We start from the raw sequence: 22,225 nt of genomic DNA on the forward strand, positions 1-22,225 counted from the left end.
AAAAAAGTCAGAGAACTGGAAAGGAGGGGGCGCTATCTTTAATCCATCGGTTAGCATAAATGATATATATTCAAATAATAAACAGCTATGTAATAGTTCTCACCATTACATAGCTGTTTGTAGTTAGAATTACATTGGTTTTATGCTTGTTTCGATACAGTTTATTTCTTCTTGAGATAATCCAAATTTCTTATATAGCTTTTCATCGGTCCATTCTTCATTGAAATCAACAATAGGTACAAAACGATATGTCTTACTTGTTCCGTGTTGACTGATTTTGGCTAAGCTAAGTAAGAAACGAGCAAATTTCGTTCTCATATAATTGGATAAATTCTTGGCCGTTGTTTCGGATAAGCCGAGTGTATGACCTACAGAGAGAAATGTTTCAGTACAACATGAACCTGGCTCTCCGATAAAAGTATTTTGGTTATCATCATTCAACTCAGTTCCGATGTTGTTTGCATATGGCATGTATACTTTCCAAGTATCAATCCACTCAGCATGTGAGAGGACAGAAGAACGCTCGATAAATCCTCTAGCTTTTGCCTTCCCATAACAAATAATTGGGGTGCTTAATCCATCTTCTGAATTGTGAAAACCAGGATCTTTAACAAAATTTCCTTCCAATCCAAAAGGTTTTCTTGGAGAGATAATATCGGATAATGGTTTGATAGTGCCATCTTCAGGCATTACTTTATCAAGAATACTAATTGCTTTGCCATTGCGGATAAAAATATCTAAATCTCTTGTTATAAGTAATCTTGAATCTACATATTCTTTTCCGGCTTCTTCATGTGTGACAATTTTTATTTTATTTGTGTTTTCGGTGTTGTTATACTTATCATCCCATAATAAATAGCAGATACCACCTCTGTTGTTTGTATCTGGAAAAATGTCTTCAGGATGGATACAATCATGCAATTCTCTAATTTTGATGTCGTGTAGCATGCTATCTCTAAATTCATCTAATCCTTTTCCACCAGCATACCACTTGCTTGGAATTATTAGGGTTGAATATTCTGATGAAAAGTTTTTCGCCATATTAACGAAATATGGATATAATGGTCTTGCGCTTGCACCGGCGCCGCCGTCATCTTCTTGATATGGTGGATTACCAACAATTGCGTTAAATTTCAATGTTTCAACCTCCTCTGCATCGCATTCTAATGAAATATCTGCAAAACATTTATTTTGTGACAATATTTTTTGTATATGAGCATAATCTACATTTTGGGTATTATCAACAATACTTAATAAATCGTATGATGTAAACTGTTCTGCAATACATGAAATATCCATTCCTAGAATTGAATAAATCTTTCGTGTAAATTCATATGCTACGGATGAAGTTGGAACGGACAAAATCTTATCTTTGTAGAGATTTATGTCTATTCCAAGAGAAGTGCATCTGTTAAATATTACAATTGCAAATTCACCCATCTTGCTTGCGATATCCAATATGTGATGATTGTCTCTTGCTAATGATGAAAATGCTTCATCTGGAATTAGTTCAATCATTTTAGTTGCTACAGAAATAGGAGTAGTTATCTCAGATTCAGATAATTTACCGAATTTACCCATAGCAGTAATTGCTCTTTCCATAGCAGGAATGCTTTCGTCATGGGAAAGAGCATTTATGTTTTGTATTTTATAATCTAAAGCGGTCAGTATAAATGGATACATATGAGAAACCATTAGCTTTAAGATATTTATATCTATATCCAGATTTTTCATAATTCTTTTGCTATCCGATTCTGTAGAAATGTCTATAATGTCGGATAATGAAGTAACTTTTTTTTCTGTCAAATATGCAAAAAAGAGTATTCTGGAATAGTATGTTTTAAATTTGTTTCTTAAAATCTGAATCTGGTTTTCAATATCTGTTGTAGATGAAGCAGCAGTATCATCATTTCCACCATTTGAATCTGTTCCTGTAGTATTTGCATTACTATTGCCATCGTTTTTATCAGTATTGTCAAATCCTGTACCATCACCTTCGTGTGCTTCAGTCTTTAATCCACCTTTTGAACCAAGCTCAGCTTGACGTTCTATCTCTGATTTTATCTCATCAATATCAAATAGATTATCATCTACAGGAATGTCGTTTGCTTCATCTTTTACTCCACGACTGCTTGAATATTCGCTAACAACAGCCATAATATCCGTTGCGGATACTTGCTGGATTTTTCCCTTATTGATAGTAATGATAGGTGATATTTTAAGTTCAGATGCCATTCTGTCTCTAAGATGATTATTTCCTGAACTATCAGTATTCACATTGTAAATTAAAGATTTTTGTTCTTGCATTATGAACATTCTATGAGGATCGAAGTCTACTAATAATGTTTGTGGCTTCATATTAAACTTAATGACTTTTCCTTCTTCATCTACATAAGATTGAACATATTGATTTTGTAATCTAAATACGGCTTGATCATATTCTTGAGGAGAGGAAGTGTCTTTGAGAAAAATCATTGTATCCCATTGTTCAACTGTACTTCCAGTAAGCATTCTGTTAACTGTAAGAGTTATAGTTTTTTTGTCAGACTTTTCACAATTTCTGATTTTATCTTTTATAGCTTGTATAGTTTTGTATGTTCGAGCACCGTCAACACCAGATATATTTATAATTTCATAATTACAAAGATTTTTAAATGAAGTCTTATTAGTAATAATCAATTCTTCTAATGCATCGCATGAAGCACAGTAAGGCAAAACTATAACCATGTGTCGACACATTTTTCCTTCATGAATTTTATCGTAGTCTAAAAAAGCAAAAATACTTTCATCGTCTTTGGAACCATCAATTGCTTCAAACAAGTCTAATACTTCTTTTTCGTGTATAAATTTTTTATGGTCTCCATCTGATGTTTTTTTTATTGACATAGGTTTTAATAATTCAGAAAGTGCATATGTAGAACCATTTTGTTTTAAACTATCCAAAATTCTTAGTGCAGACTCATTTGGTGTAAATGCAAATCGAATCATTTGCGGAAATCCAAAATAAGGATTATCCCATTCTTGATATTTGTCTTCGTCTTCTTCAATATATTTATCATCTTCATAGGAGATATGCTGCTTATCCCATAATTCTTGTTCCGCTACGATATCTGAAAACTGACAAAATGAAATAATATCTTCTTGAGAAAATTCACTTCCCATTAGTATTCTATATGGTGTTCCTGAAAGATGAAGCTTTATTCGTACATTTAATTCTTTTATTTGCTCATCAACAATGTTTGCATCTACAGAATCATCGCCATCATCAGATAGATTTAAAGTAATATCTTTGACCGTATTAGCTGTTTTTATTATTCGCCCGTAATTCTCGGCTCTGGCTCCATAGTGAGTTTCGTCGATTATTAGTAAATCAAGTTCATTTTCGAACACGCTTTTATGTTTAGTTTTAATTTCGGTGCCTTGCAAATCTTGAAGAGTCAAGAAAAGTACAATTCCTTTTTCTGAAGTTAATGTATCTGATACGATATTTTCATCTCTTAATAACTCTTCTGATGATAGAAAAACATAATCTTGATTAAAATTATCTGCGCTTTGCACAGTTTTTTTCCATTCTTCTCGAACATCTGCTTTCGCAGATACGACTAAAACTTTTTTAAAATTTTTGGCTTTAGCGCAGCACATTGCAGTAAAAGATTTTCCAAATCTCATTACTGCATACATCAGTAAATTAGTTCTGCCATTATCTACAGCATTTATAAAATTATTAATTGCTTCCTGCTGATTGGGCCTAGGAGTCCAATATCCGGTTGAAGCATATGTATATGTTTCCGGTAGAGCAGTATTGGCATTATAGAATTGATATTTATTGTCATTATTCTTGTAGCTTGTTTGGATATCAATAATAGCTTCTTCAACATCGGCTTTGGTAGTATCCTTAAAAAATTCTTTAGAATAATAAGTGCCGGGAGGAAAACCAACCATATCCTCAATCAATAAACGATATTTCCCTTTTTCGTGAATGAGAAAATCATGCACAGCATAATCTCTAAAAAATATCTCGTCATCAATAGATGCAGGATTACTGTACACTTGTTGTAAATTTGGAAAGTGTTTTCTCCATTCGTTCAGTCTTACAGTGAGAGCTCTATAAGTATCACCAACTTTTAAATAGTTTGGGATTGTATTAGTTGTAAATGCATAAATATGAGGTTTAACTCGGCCTGTTATTAGTTCTGAAATAAGTTCTATATTTTCCAAATCAGTCACCTTCCTTAAATAATTCTGAGTATGTGAGGGTTTCCTTTGAACGCCAATCTTTTATCTTGCAAAGATTATTTTTCACTTCATCAGCAAATAGACTGGTTTGTTGATATTGAGGTAATTTTTTTTCGTAGGGAATAGAATATGTAAATGCATCCATTTGCCATATATTCCATGCAATAATATTGGCTATTTTCTTGAGCAATTTAGCATCTGGAACACATTCAAATTTCATGTACATATTTTCAATAAATGTAAATAGTACATTTTCTCTAGCAATAATTAAACTATCTCCTTGAAATTCAAATCCATAAACGCTTTCGATACTACGTGTTGCCCATTTTATCCAATCCTCTAAACAAGAAGTATTTTCGGATACAATGCGTAGTTTTCGGTCAAGTATGCCTATTCTGTCTTGTACAGGAATAAAAGTACCTGTCTGCATATCATATCTACTTGTTATATATGGAGCTTCTCCGCAAGTGATTTCAAGACGTTTTAGGTCAATATAATCTTGCCATCTGTAAGGCTTTTTATCTGAAAATACGATTTTTCTTTTTATTGTTTTCCAACCAAAACGTGTTGTTTTATTAAAAATGTTGTTATGACCAAACCATGCATCATCGACAAGATTTAATTGCTTATTGCAAACATAAGCTGGTGTAAAAACTTCTGCTTTTCCTTTTGTACGTGATGTTTGTTTGTCTTTCTCTTTCAAAACACGTGGTTGAATAATATTTAGATTATCATAAGTGATTTGCTCCGGCATTATTTGACAGTGTTCATCGTATAAGTTACCATACGAGAGATAGTCTTTTGTGGCCCACAGAATGTTTCTTTTGGAACTTTTGTCTGCTAATAATAAATCTAAAATCACGTGATCAAGCTCATAAATCTTTATTTCATTTATATCTGTTGAAAACATAGGTAATTCGATATTTGCTTTTGCCATATGTCCTCCTTTAGCCCCCATGGGGGAGTATTATCTCTGCGTCTTTTTGTCCTAAAGACCGATGCCCCCTTACACACGTTTTTTCGCGAAATTGCATAGGGGGGATTCTGGTGTCTTTTAACATATTTTATATAATATCATAGCACATAATTGCATGTATCTGGCTGACATTAGATACAATAATCTATTTGCCTTTCCGCCAAATCATATAAATTAATGTGCTTTTTTCTTGATTTTTTGAGCCTTTTCAATGGCTTTTCTCTCACGATAGGCTTTTTGCTTTCGGGCATTTCGAACTTTCTGGCATTCTTCGGCATCACAAAACTCCTGTCGGTTGCTCTTTCGTATTATGAATTTACCACAGTTTCGACAACGAATCATAATGCCTTCTGGACGATTATCTGATTTCCCTTTATCTTCTGGTGCAGGGTCTTCGGAAAGCATTCTTGCAAGTGTCAGCCATGCAATATCAAATACAGAATTAATATCGGTAGAAAATTCTAATCGGTTAGTGCGGGGATCTATCTTTAATTTCATGGTAAATTCTGGAATGATGTCAATAAGAGCATTTCGCAATTCATCGTAATCGTCATATGGTGTAATAGCAAATTCTCCGGTTGGAGGTTTTTCTGCCGGATGATTTTTAATGTACTCATTATCAATTCGCATTTCTTCTATGAGGTTTCCTTTTGCATCCCCATAATCTAAGTCATCCGGTATTGCAACGATAGGATGCTTATATTTATCAAAGAAAGAGTAGCCCTCAAAGTATTTTCCTTCTTTGGATAAATCATATGCAGCTTCGTCATCGGCAATACAGATACCTTCGAGAGCAACATAAAACATGACTGCATTATATAATTTTCCGAGGTCATCTAAGAAGTTGTTAATCTCGAAAGTTCCGTCTTTTGCTACCATTTCTGCATCGAAGCTATTTATATCAAACGATTCATTCAATTCAGAATAGATGAAATCAATATTATATGGATGCATGTTATTTGTACACCATTCCATGATGAGTTGTGTATATGGAATTTTGTTATCAAAGCTGTTTATCTGCATTGCCAGATTGCAAAGGCTGGCAAGCAGTCCCTGCCCGGAAAGAAAATCGTCTTTAGGGAAGATTGGTTCATATCCGGGACAGCAAAATGGTGTTGCACAATAATCATTGCTGTTATCAATATCAAGTTCATATTTCTTGAATCGGAAAGGATGGTAAATCAGTTGTCCGATACCACCTATTTCTTTAAATCCTAGTATATCTGTTGTTTTATCTGCTTCTGATGGAATCGTTTCATCATTCCAGTTTAATGGCATATCATACCTCATTCCAATCGTTAATTCGTAACCGTTAGCGTTACCGTCAGTTTTTGGACTTCGGTTACATTATAGCTTAAAATATTCTTGAAAACAATAAAAAGTTACACAAAATGATGTAACGGATTTGTACCTTGATAAATTCATCCCGTTCTCAATGAACAAGCAACCATGCCTTTCCCTTCGAGAGTTGGAAAAACAGGTAAACACAGATTTAGATTTGCTTGTAAATATCGTGGACGGACAGATGACAGTATGTGAACTGGTAGACCGTTATCTGAAAACCAAAACAGGAGTAAGGCAGAGCACCAAGCAGGGATATGTTACAGTGCAGAGATTACTTGCAAAGGAATCTTTCGGGAAAAAGACAATCCGAAGTGTGAAAACATCGGATGCCAAGTTATTTCTCATCAAGCTGCAACAGGAAGATGGAAAAAGCTACAGTTCCATTCATACCATCCGGGGAGTGCTGCGACCAGCTTTTCAGATGGCTGTGGATGATGACATTTTGGTAAAGAATCCATTCGGATTTCAGCTTGCCGGAGTATTGGTAAATGACGCAGTCACAAGAGAGGCAATCACAAAAGATCAGATGCGAAAGTTTCTGAAGTTTGTGCATGACGATGTGGTGTACTGTAAATATTATGAAGTGGTGTACATATTATTTCATACAGGAATGCGAATATCAGAATTTTGTGGACTGACGCTAAAGGATATTGATTTGGAGAACAGAACCGTGAATATCGACCACCAGTTGCAGAGAACATCGGATATGCGATACATCATAGAAACCACAAAGACAGAGGCCGGAACAAGAGTATTGCCGATTACAGAGGATGTGACACAGATGTTTCAGGTAATCATCGAGGACAGAAATGCACCGAAAGTGGAGAAAACCATAGATGGATATAGTGGATTTTTATTTTACGATGATAATGGAATGCCACTTGTTGCAATGCATTGGCAACACCGCTTTAATCGTATGGTCGGCAGATACAATGACATTTACCGAGTACAGATGCCAAATATTACACCTCATGTATGCCGACACACCTATTGTTCGAATATGGCAAAATCGGGAATGAATCCAAAGACATTACAATACCTCATGGGGCATTCGGATATATCGGTCACAATGAATGTGTACACGCATATCGGATTCGATGATGCTGAGGAAGAATTGAAGCGGATGGAAGAGTTTAGGAAGGCACAGGCGGAGGTTGAGCAGAAGAAAGAGAAACCTATGTCGCAGAAGATGTTTAAGGTAGTTTAATATGGAAAAGAGATGACGCTCCGGCTTAGGCTGGGGCGTTTTTTGTGGAAAAATAGCAATTTTAATGGTAAAATATATAAAAAAGTATTAAATGGGAGATGTTGCCTTATGAAAGAAGAAATATTTCAAATACATAGATATTCTGTTGGCTACAAGATTGATAAACAACTACTGTTAAGTTTAAAAGATATATTTGAACAATATAGTGAAAAATCGGTTTTGGAAATTCGTGTAGGGTGTAATAACAATGCAAGTTATGTATTCGATAATGTTGATGAGTGTTTTGAGTTTTTTGATAAGAAACCTTATCGGATAATAAAAATGGAAATTTCAGTGATGTTTGGAACGGAATATGATAGTAACCAGATAAAATTATCTTTTGATAATGGAGATAGGCCGTTAACAGAATTGAGATTCCAGTTTGACAACGGAGATGACTATTTATTACTTAAAAACAAGATAGAACTATGTTTAAATAATTTTAAATTGAGTTATCGAATTTTATCTAGATTGCCAATCATGCCTATGCTACTAACAATTGTGTTTATATGTATTTGTGTGTACACGGGTATAAAAAACATAATTTTTCCTAGGACTATACAATGGATGATAATTGGTATATGGATAGTGGGAAGTTTCAACATTGTAGTATTTCCAGTATTTACACGAATTAAAAGAAATTTATTTCCGTGTATCGAATTTAAAATAGGGCAGAATGCACTTATTGAGGAGAAAAATGCTTCTAAAAGAAATTTTATAGTGGGAACAGTTGTTATTGGAACTGTTTTAGGTATTGTAGGAAATTACATAAGCGATTTCATTTTCTAACTGTGTTAGTAGCCCCCTCTTTTTTTACTACAAACTTTACAACTAACACTAACAAGTAGTAAAAACTTGCTCAATTCTGCTCTTATTTGCCGAAATTTGTAACTTTAGAGCAAAACCAAGATTACCACGAAATATTAGGAACTAAGACATACTAGGACAAAAAGGAGAAACAGATAATGACTCAATACAGTGAAAAATCTTATAAAATGGCGTCAGATAACACCAAGTATAATGATGACGGAAAAGCAGTAATATCAGAAAATGATGAGTGGCGTGACGAGAAAGAATGGGATGAAGTATTTGAGCAGATGCAGAAGGAACGGCAAAACCTTTAGTAGTAACCATTTCCCTTTTACTACCAATTTTACTACTAACAGGTAGTAACAACTTGCTTAATTCTGCTCTGATTTGCCACAATCTGTAATTTCAGAGCATTTTACTATAAACCCAGAAACCCTTGCAAAACAGGGCGTTTCCGGGCAAATTAAGGAGAAACAAAGCAATGATTAAAGTACTTTTCATCTGCCACGGCAACATTTAAAGTATGGCGAGAAAGACTTGATTTTGTAGGATTTTCTAAATAGAAACAAATAATTTACACCTTATTTATACCTTTGGAAGACCGAATCGGAATAATTAAAAAAGTTGTCATAATTCAGTTGGTCAAAAAATAATACTACACTCAAAATCAATTAAAAAATCAATCGTAAAAAAATACGATTGATTTTTTGCGCATTTTTGCATATAATATAATCATTATGGTTGGAAAGGGAACGATTACTATGCGTGAAACAAGAATATTAGAATTCAAGGAAACAATTACGAATACTTTTTTGAAAACAGTTAGTGCCTTTTCGAATTACAATGGTGGAACAATTCTTTTTGGGGTTGATGATAATGGAAATGTGAAAGGATTGCCAGATGTAAAACAGGCCTGTCTGGATATCGAAAATAAAATCAATGACAGTATATCACCTCAACCAAACTATACACTTGAAATACAGAACAATGACCAGACGATAAAACTTACTGTAAAAAGTGGTCTTCAAAAACCGTATTTATATAAATCAAAAGCATACAAACGAAATGATACAGCAACGATAGAGGTAGATACATTGGAATTTTCAAGGCTTGTATTAGATGGAAAAAATATTAGCTTCGAAGAATTACCTTGTAAAGATCAGGAGCTATCTTTTAAAATTTTACAGTGTAAACTGAAAGAAAATATTTATATTGAAACTTTCAATCAAGATACTTTAAAGACATTGAACCTGTATGACAATATAAATGGTTATAATAATGCAGCGGGACTTTTGGCAGATAAAAATCATTTTTCAGGAATTGATATTGTTAAGTTCGGTGAGAATATCAGTATTATTCAAAAAAGAGTAATGTTTGAACATATATCGGTTTTAGAAATATATGAAAAAGCACTTGCTGTATTTAGAGATTATTACCAATATGAAGTAATACAGGGAGCTGACAGAAAGATGGTAGAGAAAATACCGGAAGCAGCTTTCAGAGAAGCAATTGCAAATGCTTTGATTCATAGGGTATGGGATATTAATTCACACATCAGAGTTTCTATGTTTGATGATAGAATAGAAGTAGTGTCTCCTGGTGGATTGCCGGCGGGAATAACGGCAGAAGAATATTTATCAGGTAAACTATCTATTTTAAGAAATAGAAATCTTGCAAATGTATTTTACAGACTGGGATTAGTAGAGATATTTGGAACAGGAATTACACGAATCAAACAACTGTATGCAGAGAGTTTGATAAAACCAGAATTTGAAGTGTCAGAAAATGCTATAAAAATTGTACTACCGATATTTGAAACGTATGTCAATTTAACCGAAGACGAAAAAGTGATTTACAAATTTTTAAGTAAGACGATACTGAAACCAATAAGTGAAATTGCACCATATGTCCCATTTGGCAAATCAAAAACAACACAATTACTGAAAGCTATGGAGAAAAAGGGTGTGATTGCAGTTGAAGGAAAAGGCAGAGGAACAAAATATATCATTAAGTGATTGAGAACATAGAGGGTTCAAATTACACAATCTTTCAATAACACAAGGAGAAAATCATATGATAAAAATTTTATTTTTATGCCACGGCAATATCTGCCGCTCCACCATGGCAGAATACGTTATGAAACATTTAGTTAAACAATCCGGCATAGAATCCGATTTCTTCATCGATTCTGCCGGTACAAGCAATGAAGAACATGGAAACCCAGTTCACCGCGGCACACAAAAGAAGCTCCGCAAGGAAGGAATCCCGTGTGGCAATCACCGTGCACGCAAGATGTGTAGAGAAGAATATGCCGCATTCGACTACATCATCTGCATGGAGCGATACAATATACAGAACATTATGAGAATCATCGGAAATGACCCGGAGCACAAGGTACAGAGACTTCTGGATTACACAAATCGTCCGAGAGACATTGCAGATCCATGGTATACAGGAAATTTTGATGAGACATTTGATGATGTGATGGAAGGTTGCCAGGCGTTTCTTAGCTATTTGATGGAGGATCTGCAATAAATTTTCAGATGGGAAACCCAAAGGAGAATGGAAAATAAAAAAGAGAAGTAATCTGAGTTTAGAAAAGGATTTTCTTTAAAGCACAAGCTTTGTAGCAGGAGAAATCCATTTCATACCGGATCACTTCTCTTTTATTTTAGATCTTTTATGATTGCACAAATTGAGATTCTGCTATTCGGAAAAACGTTGTATTATTGAGAAGCCACAAACGTATCAATCACAAATCCGCAATCTTATCTCTCCCATCTTCCGCTGGCTCCACAAGGAAGTACCAGCCCATTTGAAGATACCGGAAGCCCAATCTCCTGTGAATCCACATGTCCACCATATTTCTTAAGCTCAGTCGCGATCATATAAGTCAGTACTGCCGGGGCAAGTCCTGTCGTATAAGAATTGATCAGGAAGAACAGCGGATCATCGGATAAAATCTTCGTACAGAGTTTTACCAGTGGATGAATTGCGTCTTCAATCTTCCAGATCTCGCCCTTTGGTCCACGACCGTAGGAAGGTGGATCCATGATGATTGCATCGTAATGATTACCGCGGCGGATTTCGCGTTCTACGAATTTGACACAGTCATCAACCAGCCAGCGGATCGGTGCATCGCCGAGTCCGGAAGAAACAGCATTTTCTTTTGCCCATGTAACCATTCCCTTGGAAGCGTCTACATGAGTTACGTGTGCGCCGGCAGCAGCTGCTGCAAGTGTTGCACCACCGGTATAGGCGAATAAGTTCAGTACTTTTACCGGGCGTCCGGCATTGCGAATCTTTTCAGAGAACCAGTCCCAGTTGGTTGCCTGTTCCGGGAAAAGTCCGGTATGTTTAAAATTAAACGGTTTTAAGTTAAAGGTAAGATTCTTATAACTGATTTGCCACTGTTCCGGGAGATCGAAGAATTCCCATTCACCGCCGCCTTTTTTACTGCGGTGATAGTGTGCGTTCGGATGCTTCCAGCGTTTGTCTGTGCGAGGTGTATCCCAGATCACCTGCGGATCCGGACGAACCAGGATGTACTGCCCCCAGCGTTCCAACTTTTCTCCGTCTGAGGAGTCAATTACTTCATAATCTTTCCAACCATCTGCTAACCACATATATTATTAAATCCTTTCTGAAGTGCTTTTCGATAGATTCTCAGTTTTCTATAGTTTTGTTCAATGCATATTTATAGACATACTGCCTTACTTTTCTATTTTATTATAGAAGAAAGGATACTGCAAGAAGCGAATGTAAAATATCGCAATAATATACAAAAAGCTATCGCGATAACAATTGGTTTTTGGTAAAAATAACGGGACTATCTGTTTACATAAGGGAAGAAGGGTGATAGAATGTATCTATAAGTGAAAAGATTCACGTAAAAGAAAGGTGGAAATGAATATTATGGTAACAGTTAATGCAATGGGAGATAACTGCCCGATTCCGGTAATCAAAACAAAAAAAGCAATGCAGGCTCTTACAGGACCGGAGACAATTGAAGTACTAGTAGATAATGAGATTGCTGTACAGAATGTTACAAAGCTGGCAAAAGAACAGGGCGGAGAAGTAAGCTCTGAAAAGCTTGGAGAAAAAGAATACAAAGTAACGATCAAGATGCAGGGAGCACCGGCAGCAGATGCAGAAGTTGTATGTACACCGGATCAGAAGGGAGACCTCATTGTAGTTGTATCTTCTGACCGTATGGGAACAGGTAATGATGAACTTGGTAAAGTCCTGATCAAGGGATTTATTTATGCAGTTACACAGCTTGATACACTTCCGAAGAAGATGCTTTTCTACAATGGAGGAGCTACTCTTACAACAGAAGGATCAGATTCTATTGAAGATCTGAAGTCTCTGGAGGCACAGGGCGTAGAGATTCTTACATGTGGTACATGTCTTGACTACTATCACTTAAAAGACAAGCTTGTTGTTGGTGGTGTAACCAATATGTACAGTATTGTTGAATCTATGGCTGAAGCAGGAAAGATCATCAGACCATAGTTTGAGAACTATATAACAAAGAAGTCCGTATAACGGACAGAGAATATTTAAGAAAAGTTGAGAAATTAAGTATGAATAAAGATATCAGAGAGACACAGTGTACAAGGACATCATGTTGAGGCGTCAAAGCAGGTCGAAGGACCCTTGTTCAGGTTCTGGACAAGTTGTTAAAAACTGAAGATGGTAACCTCCTGGACAGAAAGAATTTGTCTGTTCGGGCAGATGCACTTTGCTCTCTGGTATTTGATATCGGATAGTAGAAGATGGATGTGGCTGCGCGATTTGATCAAAGGAAATAAAGGAATCCAGAGAGGTTGTATTTATACGAATTTGATCGAATAGAGAGAGGGAATAATTATGAACTTAAAGCAGCTGGAAGCATTTATTAAAGTATCCGATTCAAAGAGCTTTTCAAAAGCAGCACAGGAACTGTATCTGACACAGCCAACAGTAAGTGCACATATACAGACACTTGAAAAAGAACTGAAAGTGAGATTGTTTGTGCGTAATACCAAGACTGTCAAATTATCTGAGGATGGAAAGACACTTTATCAGTATGCACGTCAGATGATCGAACTGGAACAGGAAATCCAGTCAATGTTTTCAAAAGCAGCAGAGCAGAAAGAAAGATGTATTACAATCGCAACATCTACGATACCGGCGCAGTATATTTTGCCGGATATTCTGGTGAAATTCCGGGAGAGATTTCCGGAAGAACAGTTCAGAATCGTAGAAAGTGACAGCAGTACTGTCATTGAACAGGTAGCATCGCATCTGGTTGACATTGGATTTTCCGGTACAGTAATCGAAAAAGCAAATTGTAAATACATACCGTTTTACCAGGATGATCTGGTTGTTATTATGCCGAATACGAAAGAATATCAGAAAATCGTAAAAGAGCAGAAGGATTTAAAATGGCTGGAAGGAGAACCTCTGATTATGCGTGAGGAGGGATCCGGTACCAGAAAAGAAGCAGAAAAGCAATTAAAAAAGATGGGAATCTCTTTGGATGATTTGAACATTGTTGCGACAATTGAGAATCCGGAAGCGGTCAAGAGATCTGTCAAAAGCGGTCTTGGCATTACGATCATTTCGAGACTTGCGGCTGCAGATGAGATCCAGTCAGGAGAAGTTCTGGAATTCCCGTTTTCACAGGCTGGCAGCGGTCGAAACCTGAATCTTGTATACAATAAGAACTACAAACTTCCGGCGGCGGCTGAACATGTGAGAGAATTGATCATAGAAAAGTATGAATTGCAAAAGCAGTCTTTACAATAGAAAATACCAATGATAGAATGTGTCTATGTGCGCATTTTTTGCGGTAGGTAACATGTTAAATACAAAGTATAAGTTGGGGATAAACAATGAATAAAGAAAAAGTAAGACTGACACAGTATGCAAAAACTTCCGGGTGAGCCGCTAAAGTAGGTCCGGAGACCCTTGCCCAGGTTCTGGGTAAGTTACCAAAATTTGAAGATGAAAATTTGATCGTCGGAATCGAGACATCAGATGATGCTGCGATTTATAAGGTTACAGATGATATTGCGATGATTCAGACGGTAGATTTCTTTACACCGATCGTGGATGATCCGTATATGTTTGGACAGATTGCAGCAGCAAACTCGCTCAGTGATGTTTACGCAATGGGAGGAGAGCCGAAGGTAGCACTTAATATCGTAGGATTTCCGAACTGTCTTGATCCACAGATCTTAGGAGATATTCTTGCCGGTGGAGCCGATAAGGTAAAAGAGGCGGGAGCTGTTCTGGTTGGTGGACACACAGTACAGGATGATGAGCCGAAGTACGGACTTTGTGTGTCCGGATTTGTACATCCGAAGAAGATATTTAAGAATTACGGATGTAAACCGGGGGATGTGCTGATCCTTACCAAACAGGTCGGAACAGGAATTGTTAATACAGCAATCAAAGGAGAAATGGCATCTGCAGCCGCAATCAGGGAAGCTGAGATTGTCATGTCTTCTTTAAATAAAAAAGCAAAAGAAGTTGTGGAGCATTTCCCTGTAAATGCATGTACAGATATTACAGGATTTGGTCTTTTAGGTCACTGCGTTGAAATGGCAGAGGCAAGCAATGTGACATTTGAACTGAATGTTCACGATATTGCATATCTTGATGAAGCAATCAGCTATGCAAAAATGGGCCTTGTTCCGGCGGGGGCTTACAAGAACAAGGGATATTCTTATCAGAAAGTAGATTTCAGAAATGTAGAAGATCATTTTATCGATCTGTTATATGATCCGCAGACATCAGGTGGACTGCTCATCAGCGTGGAAGCGCAGTATGCGGAAGCCGTGATGGAAGCATTCGAGAAGAAGAGACTGGATACCAAGGTATCCCTGATCGGAACCGTAACAGAAAAGAGCGATAAACTGATTCGTCTGCACTAGGAATTCAAAGAGGTAGAGGAGAAAATGAATAAAAATTTATTATTTCGCAGTATTCCGAAAGTAGATATTCTGCTTGAAGAACAGGAGATACAGAATCTGATTGATGCATATGGACGTGAATTTGTGATGGATGTGATTCGTGAAGAGATGGATGCGCTCAGAACATTTATCGGAAAGTGCGAGGAAGAAGAGGAAGCAAAAGCGCAGATCGGGATGCTTACGCAGAATATAAAACGACATGCCGGAAAGCTGCATGAGCCGAATATGAAAATGGTGATCAACGGAACAGGAACAGTTCTCCACACCAATCTCGGCCGTGCACCGATCAGTAAGGAGCATGTTGAGAGACTGGCAGGAATTGTGAGTGGTTACTCCAATCTGGAATATAATCTGGAAGCAGGGGCACGTGGAGAGAGATATTCTCATTTTGAAAAACTGCTTTGCAAACTGACCGGGGCAGAGGCTGCGATGGCGGTTAACAACAATGCTGCGGCTGTTATGCTGATCTTAAGTTCAATGGCAAAAGGAGGGGAAGTTGTAGTATCTCGCGGAGAGCTGGTTGAGATCGGTGGCAAATTCCGGATTCCGGATGTAATGGAGCAGAGCGGAGCTTCACTTGTGGAAGTCGGAACGACGAATAAGACACATTATTCTGATTATGAAGAAGCGATCACAGAGGAGACAAAGGCACTTCTTAAAGTTCATACAAGCAATTACCGTATTGTTGGATTTACAGAGACGGTTACGATCGATGAACTGATTCCGATTGCGCAGGAACACGATATCCCGATTATCGAAGATCTTGGAAGTGGCGTGCTGATCGACCTGAGTAAATACGGACTGACCTATGAACCGACGGTTCAGGATTCCATCCGCAAGGGAGCGGACGTTGTATGCTTCAGCGGAGACAAGCTGCTCGGTGGTCCGCAGGCTGGAATCATCATCGGTAAGAAGAAATATATTGACCAGATGAAGAAGAATCAGCTGACACGTGCACTGCGAATTGATAAATTTACAGCAGCAGCACTGGAACTGGTATTACAGGAATATTTATCAGAAGAAAAGGCAATCCAGAATCTTCCGGTACTGCGTATGATCACAGAGTCCAAAGTGGATGTGGAAAAGCGTGCAAGATCTCTGAAGCGGATTCTGCAGAATGCACAGCTTGCTGCAACGATCGGGATGGAACCGTGTGAATCACAGATCGGTGGAGGCTCTCTTCCACTTGAACGCATTCCGAGTATGGCAGTTACGATTAAGCCGGAGAATATCAGTGTACCGAAGCTGGAAGAAGAGATGCGGCATCTTTCTATGCCAATCATTCCGCGTACAGCCAACGACACGATTTATCTGGATGTGCGGACAATTGAATCCTGCTACTTTAAGAAGATAGCAGAGATGCTGGGAGAATTATTATGAAAAACATTATCGTAGGAACCGCAGGTCACATTGACCATGGGAAAACGACACTGATAAAAGCACTTACCGGACGTAACACGGACCGGTGGGAAGAAGAACAGAGAAGAGGGATCACCATTGACCTCGGGTTTACTTATTTTGATCTGAAAAATGGAGACCGTGTAGGGATCATTGATGTTCCGGGACATGAAAAATTTATCAACAACATGGTTGCGGGAGTTGTCGGAATGGATCTGGTACTTTTGGTTGTGGCAGCGGATGAAGGTATCATGCCGCAGACAAGAGAACACATGGACATTCTGGGACTCCTTGGGATCAAGAAGAGCATTCTGGTGATCAACAAGTGTGATCTGGTCGATGAAGAATGGCTGGAACTCGTTGAGGAAGAAATCCAGGAAGAACTGGAAGGTACTTTTTTGGAAGGTGCACCGGTTGTTAAAGTATCGGCTGCAACCGGGCAGGGGCTTGATGAACTGACGGATACGATCCAGCAACTGATGTCGGATGAGGTGGTTGCAAAGGATATACAGACTATTCCAAGACTTCCGATTGACCGGGCATTTACCCTGTCAGGCTTTGGGACAATTATCACAGGGACACTTATCTCCGGTACGATCACCAGGGAAGACGTTCTGGAAATGTATCCGATCGGAAAAGAGTGCAAGATTCGTAATATTCAGGTACATGGGCAGAATCAGGACAAATGCTATGCCGGACAGAGAGTGGCGATCAATCTGTCAAATGTGAAGAAAAAGGAGATTCGCAGAGGGTGTGTGCTTGCGCCGAAGAACAGTATGAAAAATACAGATCTTCTGGATGTGAAGCTGAAAGTTCTGGAAGACTCCATGCGTATCCTTACAAATCATGAGAGATTGCATTTATACACGGGTACGAGTGAGATCCTCTGCCGTGCTGTTCTGCTGGATAAGGAGCAGATCGGACCGGGAGAAGAGGGACTGGTACAGCTCAGACTGGAAGAAGAGATTGCGGTCAAACGAGGCGACCGTTTTGTAGTACGTTTCTATTCGCCGATGGAGACTATCGGAGGCGGGATCGTTCTGGAACCGAATCCGGTGCGTAAGAAACGTTTTGATGCACAGGCAATCGAAGAACTGAAGAAAAAAGAATCCGGTTCACTTGGCGATGTTATGGAGCTTCAGATCAAAGAACACGGCGACACGATGATCACACTTGCTGAGCTTGCAAAGGTGATGGCACATTCCGTAGATGAACTGAAGGAGTATCTTGAAGAACTGGAAGAATCGGGCACAATCTTTGTATTCCCAATGAAGAAGGACACATATTTGTGGCACAGAGACAGCGAATTTGCAGTACGTCAGAAGATAGAGGAGACATTGCAGAAATATCACAGTGAGCATCCATACCGATATGGAATGAAGAAAGCCGAAATTCACAACACATTCCTGAAAAAGATCAAACCAAACATATTTGATGCGTATATCGAAAGAATGACGGGAGAAAACGTCTATGGAAGAAGGGAAGAATATCTTTCGCTTCCGGGATATGAAGTTCCGAGGGACGCGATGTATCTCCAGACAGAGAAGCTGATCGAAGATACATTTGAAAAAGCAGGATATGATTTTGTGAGATTTTCAGAGATTGATTTTGGAAAAATTCCGCGCCAGACAGCGGAAGATGTGGTTCTTATGATGATTGATGAAGGAAAAGTACTCCGTATCAATGAAGAGATGTTTACGATGAAACATCTGATGGATGAAGCGAAGGAAAAAATTCAGAATCATCTGAAGGAAGAAAATCTGATCACGATCGCACAGGTGAGAGATATGTTCTCAACAAGCAGAAAGAGTGCGAAACCGATTTTAGAATATATGGACAGCATTAAGGTGACAAAGAAGACAGGCGGAGAAAGTGAGAGGGTGGCATACTTATGAATTTAAAGCAGCTGGAGGCATTTGTTAAGGTAACTGAGTCGGGAAGTTTTTCAAAAGCGGCAAAGCTTTTGTTCCTGACGCAGCCAACGGTCAGTGCACATATCTCTTCTCTGGAGAAAGAACTGGACTCACGGCTTTTTGTCAGAAATACAAAGGAAGTAAAATTGTCGGAAGAAGGAAAGCAATTATATCAGTATGCGCGCCAGATGGTGGAACTCGAAAAAGAAATCGAGCAGGTATTTTCCAAGGATGCGCATTGTGAGGAAAAATGTATTACAATTGCGACCTCTACGATTCCGGCACAGTATGTTCTTCCGGCGATTCTGGCGAAATTCAGAGAGACTTATCCGGATGAGCAGTTCCGGATTTCAGAAAATGACAGCTGCGGTGTTGTTGAACAGGTAGCAGGGCATATGGTAGATATTGGATTCACAGGTACGGTACTTGAAAAAAAGTATTGCAGATATATGCCTTTTTATCAGGATGAACTGGTTGTTATCATGCCGAATACCGAGTTTTATCAGGAAATACAGAAGCGCTATAAGACAGCAACATGGATAAAGAATGAACCGGTTATTATGCGGGAAGAAGGATCGGGAACCCGCAAGGAAACAGAAAAAATATTGAGAAAAGCAGGAATTATGCCTGATACCCTCAATATAGTAGCATGCATTGAGAATCCGGAAGCGATAAAAAGGTCAGTAAAGAGTGGGCTTGGAATCACGATCATATCAAGACTTGCAGCAGAAGAGGAGATCCGGACCGGACAGGTTCTGGAATTCCCGTTACAGAAGGATGAAAGCAGTCGTTATCTGAACCTTGTATACAATAAAAACTATCAGCTGCCTGCAGCAGCAGAGCATCTGATCCGGATTGTAAAGGATTTCTATCCGGATGCACATATGGGGAAATGAAAAGAGGATCAATATGATATATTTAGATAATGCAGCAACCACAATGCGCAAACCACAGGAAGTAATTGATGCGATTACCGCAGCAATGTGCTCAATGGGGAATGCAGGAAGAGGTGTCAATGAGGCATCTCTCGGAGCAGCAAGAACCGTATATGACACAAGAGAGAAGCTTGCAGGTTTTTTCGGGGCGGAAGATGCAAGACAGATCGTATTTACCATGAACTCAACGGAGAGTCTGAATATTGTGATCAAGGGGATCTTAAATCCGGGAGACCATGTGATCTCTACGGTTTTGGAACATAACTCTGTTCTCCGACCACTTTATGAGATGGAGAAAAAGGGAGTTGAAGTGACATTCCTTGGATGTGATGAAAAAGGAACTCTGGATTATGCAGATTTTGAAAAAGCAATCAAAGAGAATACAAAAGCAATTGTCTGTACCCATGGTTCTAATCTGACGGGAAACAAAGTGGATGTGGAGCGGATCGGGGAGATTGCCCAGAAGCATGGTCTGTTGTTTGTGGTAGATGCATCACAGACTGCCGGTGTATTTCCGATCGATGTGCAGAAGATGCATATTGATATTCTGTGTTTTACCGGCCATAAGGGACTTTTAGGACCGCAGGGGACCGGTGGAATGTACGTGAGAAAAGGCGTTCATGTCCGGCCGCTTCTTTCAGGCGGTACCGGTGTGCAGACCTATAGTAAGACACAGCCGGAAGAGATGCCGACAGCACTGGAAGCAGGAACACTTAACGGACACGGAATTGCCGGACTGGATGCTGCGATCGGATATCTGGAAGAAACAGGAATTGATACGATCCGTGCAAAGGAACAGGCATTGATGAAACGGTTTTATGAAGGGGTAAAAGAAATCCCGGGAGTCAAAATTTATGGGGATTTCAGCAGCATGGACCGCTGTGCGGTAGTGAGCCTGAATATCAGAGATTATGATTCGGGAGAAGTCAGCGATGCACTTCTGACAGATTATGGGATTTCTACCCGTTCAGGAGGACACTGTGCACCACGGATGCATGAGGCGCTTGGAACCGTAGAGCAGGGGGCTGTCAGATTCAGTTTTTCCCACTATAACACAGAGGAAGAAGTGGATACTGCAATCCGGGCAGTCTGCGAGCTTGCAGAAGAAGAGTAAAATTTTATAAGATCAGAGATTGATAGAAGACCGGTATAGTATTGATAGTATCAATATATATATCGGTCTATTTTAATTATGAATTGGACAAAAAGTTGTGCAAAAGGTATAATTATAAGGTAACAAAAAAGCCTTTAATAGTCAAAATGACGAATGAGAGAAAGACGAAGGAGGAAGAGAAATGAATTTATCAGATTCAAAGAAGAAGCTTGCACTTGCGGGGGTTCTGTGTGGGCTTGTAGCTGCATGTCTGGCTTACTTTGGTAATCCGGCAAACATGGCATTCTGTATTGCCTGCTTTATCCGTGATACGGCAGGAGCACTGGGATTTCACCAGGCCGAAGTTGTACAGTATGCAAGACCGGAGATCATCGGTCTTGTAATCGGAGCATTTATTATTTCAGTGGCAACAAAAGAGTACCGTTCAACAGCAGGATCTTCACCGATGATCCGCTTTATCCTTGGTATGGTAATTATGATTGGTTCCCTGATTTTCCTTGGATGCCCGCTCCGTATGGTAATCCGTATGTCAGCAGGTGACCTGAATGCATGGGTAGCACTGATTGGATTTGTACTTGGAGTAGGAACAGGAGCATTTGCCCTGAAAAAAGGATTCAGCCTTGGACGTGCGCATGAGACGAATAAAGAAAGTGGAGCAGTGCTTCCGGTATTGATGCTTGGTATTCTGATCCTTGCAACTTGCTCAACACTTCTCAAAGCAAGTGAAGCAGGTCCTGGAAGTCTTCATGCACCAATTATCATGTCACTGATCGGCGGACTTATTTTCGGAGCACTTGCTCAGAAATCAAGAATGTGCTTCGCCGGCGGAATCCGTGATGCGATCTTAATGAAGAACTTTGATCTTCTTACAATTATTGCAGGTCTTTTTGTAGTAATGCTGATCTTCAACCTGGCAACAGGAAGATTCGTACTTGGATTTAACACACCTGGAATCATTGCACATTCCAACCATCTGTGGAATATCCTTGGCATGTATGCAGTAGGATTCGCGGCAGTTCTTGCCGGCGGATGCCCGCTTCGCCAGCTGATCCTTGCAGGACAGGGTTCTTCTGATTCAGCAGTGACAGTACTTGGCATGTTCTTGGCAGCAGCACTTTGCCATAACTTCGGACTTGCATCAAGCGGAACCGCAATGAATGCAGAGACTGGAAAGGTTGTTGCGGGAGCAGTTACTCCGAACGGAAAGGTTGCTTGTATCATCTGTATTATTGCATGCTTTATCATTGCATTTACGAACAAGAGAGAACAGGCAAAATAATCAGAAGTTACA

General features: G+C 38.9%; 17 protein-coding genes. 13 read left to right on the forward strand and 4 right to left on the reverse strand.

Annotated elements, in window-relative coordinates:
• Positions 1-129 precede the first annotated feature (129 nt).
• The 3 genes from PGZ10_RS12325 to PGZ10_RS12335 all read right to left on the reverse strand — a co-directional run bounded on the left by PGZ10_RS12325 (position 130) and on the right by PGZ10_RS12335 (position 6,490).
• On the reverse strand, positions 130-4,218 hold the full coding sequence (locus tag PGZ10_RS12325) for an Eco57I restriction-modification methylase domain-containing protein (RefSeq protein ID WP_270541535.1): 4,089 nt from the start codon (positions 4,216-4,218) through the stop codon (positions 130-132).
• 1 nt (position 4,219) lies between these two features.
• Positions 4,220-5,173 (reverse strand): restriction endonuclease subunit M, encoded by a 954-nt coding sequence (locus PGZ10_RS12330; RefSeq protein ID WP_252198837.1) that lies wholly within the window; start codon positions 5,171-5,173, stop codon positions 4,220-4,222.
• A 213-nt stretch (positions 5,174-5,386) separates the two neighbouring features.
• Positions 5,387-6,490 carry a hypothetical protein gene (locus tag PGZ10_RS12335; protein WP_270541538.1) on the reverse strand — a complete coding sequence of 368 codons (1,104 nt, stop codon included), beginning with the start codon at positions 6,488-6,490 and terminating at the stop codon, positions 5,387-5,389.
• A gap of 157 nt (positions 6,491-6,647) precedes the next feature.
• On the opposite strand from PGZ10_RS12335, the gene PGZ10_RS12340 reads away from it, so the two are divergent.
• The 5 genes from PGZ10_RS12340 (at position 6,648) to PGZ10_RS12360 (ending at position 11,147) form a co-directional block, all read left to right on the forward strand.
• The gene (locus PGZ10_RS12340; RefSeq protein ID WP_270541568.1) at positions 6,648-7,763 is read left to right on the forward strand and encodes a site-specific integrase; all 1,116 of its coding nucleotides are present in this window, start codon (positions 6,648-6,650) and stop codon (positions 7,761-7,763) included.
• Between the two features lie 108 nt (positions 7,764-7,871).
• Positions 7,872-8,591 (forward strand): hypothetical protein, encoded by a 720-nt coding sequence (locus PGZ10_RS12345; protein WP_270541539.1) that lies wholly within the window; start codon positions 7,872-7,874, stop codon positions 8,589-8,591.
• A gap of 176 nt (positions 8,592-8,767) precedes the next feature.
• Positions 8,768-8,926 (forward strand): hypothetical protein, encoded by a 159-nt coding sequence (locus PGZ10_RS12350; RefSeq protein ID WP_182397037.1) that lies wholly within the window; start codon positions 8,768-8,770, stop codon positions 8,924-8,926.
• A 447-nt stretch (positions 8,927-9,373) separates the two neighbouring features.
• Positions 9,374-10,627 carry an ATP-binding protein gene (locus PGZ10_RS12355; protein ID WP_270541541.1) on the forward strand — a complete coding sequence of 418 codons (1,254 nt, stop codon included), beginning with the start codon at positions 9,374-9,376 and terminating at the stop codon, positions 10,625-10,627.
• A gap of 58 nt (positions 10,628-10,685) precedes the next feature.
• Positions 10,686-11,147, forward strand: a complete 462-nt coding sequence (locus tag PGZ10_RS12360; protein WP_270541543.1) for a low molecular weight protein-tyrosine-phosphatase — start codon at positions 10,686-10,688, stop codon at positions 11,145-11,147.
• 233 nt (positions 11,148-11,380) lie between these two features.
• Here the strand turns inward: PGZ10_RS12360 and PGZ10_RS12365 are convergent, their stop codons facing one another.
• On the reverse strand, positions 11,381-12,238 hold the full coding sequence (locus PGZ10_RS12365; protein WP_008372439.1) for a class I SAM-dependent methyltransferase: 858 nt from the start codon (positions 12,236-12,238) through the stop codon (positions 11,381-11,383).
• Positions 12,239-12,527: 289 nt separating this feature from the next.
• On the opposite strand from PGZ10_RS12365, the gene yedF reads away from it, so the two are divergent.
• The 8 genes from yedF to yedE all read left to right on the forward strand — a co-directional run bounded on the left by yedF (position 12,528) and on the right by yedE (position 22,213).
• Entirely contained in the window at positions 12,528-13,127 is a 600-nt protein-coding gene (gene yedF, locus PGZ10_RS12370; RefSeq protein WP_117823709.1) for a sulfurtransferase-like selenium metabolism protein YedF, read from the forward strand.
• 357 nt (positions 13,128-13,484) lie between these two features.
• Entirely contained in the window at positions 13,485-14,405 is a 921-nt protein-coding gene (locus PGZ10_RS12375) for a selenium metabolism-associated LysR family transcriptional regulator (RefSeq protein WP_117558476.1), read from the forward strand.
• A gap of 86 nt (positions 14,406-14,491) precedes the next feature.
• On the forward strand, positions 14,492-15,535 hold the full coding sequence (selD, locus tag PGZ10_RS12380) for a selenide, water dikinase SelD (protein WP_082421154.1): 1,044 nt from the start codon (positions 14,492-14,494) through the stop codon (positions 15,533-15,535).
• Positions 15,536-15,559: 24 nt separating this feature from the next.
• Positions 15,560-16,954 carry an L-seryl-tRNA(Sec) selenium transferase gene (selA, locus tag PGZ10_RS12385; protein WP_270541544.1) on the forward strand — a complete coding sequence of 465 codons (1,395 nt, stop codon included), beginning with the start codon at positions 15,560-15,562 and terminating at the stop codon, positions 16,952-16,954.
• A complete protein-coding gene (gene selB, locus PGZ10_RS12390; RefSeq protein ID WP_270541546.1) occupies positions 16,951-18,867 on the forward strand; it encodes a selenocysteine-specific translation elongation factor in 1,917 nt (638 codons plus the stop codon). The genes selA and selB overlap by 4 nt, the downstream gene beginning before the upstream one ends.
• Positions 18,864-19,781: a selenium metabolism-associated LysR family transcriptional regulator gene (locus tag PGZ10_RS12395; RefSeq protein WP_117823712.1), complete on the forward strand. Its 918-nt coding sequence runs from the start codon at positions 18,864-18,866 to the stop codon at positions 19,779-19,781. The genes selB and PGZ10_RS12395 overlap by 4 nt, the downstream gene beginning before the upstream one ends.
• Before the next feature lie 13 nt (positions 19,782-19,794).
• The gene (locus tag PGZ10_RS12400; protein ID WP_270541548.1) at positions 19,795-20,934 is read left to right on the forward strand and encodes an aminotransferase class V-fold PLP-dependent enzyme; all 1,140 of its coding nucleotides are present in this window, start codon (positions 19,795-19,797) and stop codon (positions 20,932-20,934) included.
• A 181-nt stretch (positions 20,935-21,115) separates the two neighbouring features.
• Positions 21,116-22,213: a YedE family putative selenium transporter gene (yedE, locus tag PGZ10_RS12405; protein ID WP_270541549.1), complete on the forward strand. Its 1,098-nt coding sequence runs from the start codon at positions 21,116-21,118 to the stop codon at positions 22,211-22,213.
• The last annotated feature ends 12 nt before the right edge of the window (positions 22,214-22,225 follow it).

Source organism: Coprococcus sp. AF102-57 (assembly GCF_027686195.1).
Taxonomy (GTDB): domain Bacteria; phylum Bacillota; class Clostridia; order Lachnospirales; family Lachnospiraceae; genus Allocoprococcus; species Allocoprococcus comes.

Coding starts and splice junctions, on each gene's coding strand:
- PGZ10_RS12330 (WP_252198837.1), bottom strand. CDS start 5,173: ATGGCAAAAGCAAATATCGAATTACCTATGTTTTCAACAGATATAAAT.
- PGZ10_RS12335 (WP_270541538.1), bottom strand. CDS start 6,490: ATGCCATTAAACTGGAATGATGAAACGATTCCATCAGAAGCAGATAAA.
- PGZ10_RS12340 (WP_270541568.1), top strand. CDS start 6,648: ATGAACAAGCAACCATGCCTTTCCCTTCGAGAGTTGGAAAAACAGGTA.
- PGZ10_RS12345 (WP_270541539.1), top strand. CDS start 7,872: ATGAAAGAAGAAATATTTCAAATACATAGATATTCTGTTGGCTACAAG.
- PGZ10_RS12350 (WP_182397037.1), top strand. CDS start 8,768: ATGACTCAATACAGTGAAAAATCTTATAAAATGGCGTCAGATAACACC.
- PGZ10_RS12355 (WP_270541541.1), top strand. CDS start 9,374: ATGCGTGAAACAAGAATATTAGAATTCAAGGAAACAATTACGAATACT.
- PGZ10_RS12360 (WP_270541543.1), top strand. CDS start 10,686: ATGATAAAAATTTTATTTTTATGCCACGGCAATATCTGCCGCTCCACC.
- PGZ10_RS12365 (WP_008372439.1), bottom strand. CDS start 12,238: ATGTGGTTAGCAGATGGTTGGAAAGATTATGAAGTAATTGACTCCTCA.
- yedF (WP_117823709.1), top strand. CDS start 12,528: ATGGTAACAGTTAATGCAATGGGAGATAACTGCCCGATTCCGGTAATC.
- PGZ10_RS12375 (WP_117558476.1), top strand. CDS start 13,485: ATGAACTTAAAGCAGCTGGAAGCATTTATTAAAGTATCCGATTCAAAG.
- selA (WP_270541544.1), top strand. CDS start 15,560: ATGAATAAAAATTTATTATTTCGCAGTATTCCGAAAGTAGATATTCTG.
- selB (WP_270541546.1), top strand. CDS start 16,951: ATGAAAAACATTATCGTAGGAACCGCAGGTCACATTGACCATGGGAAA.
- PGZ10_RS12395 (WP_117823712.1), top strand. CDS start 18,864: ATGAATTTAAAGCAGCTGGAGGCATTTGTTAAGGTAACTGAGTCGGGA.
- PGZ10_RS12400 (WP_270541548.1), top strand. CDS start 19,795: ATGATATATTTAGATAATGCAGCAACCACAATGCGCAAACCACAGGAA.
- yedE (WP_270541549.1), top strand. CDS start 21,116: ATGAATTTATCAGATTCAAAGAAGAAGCTTGCACTTGCGGGGGTTCTG.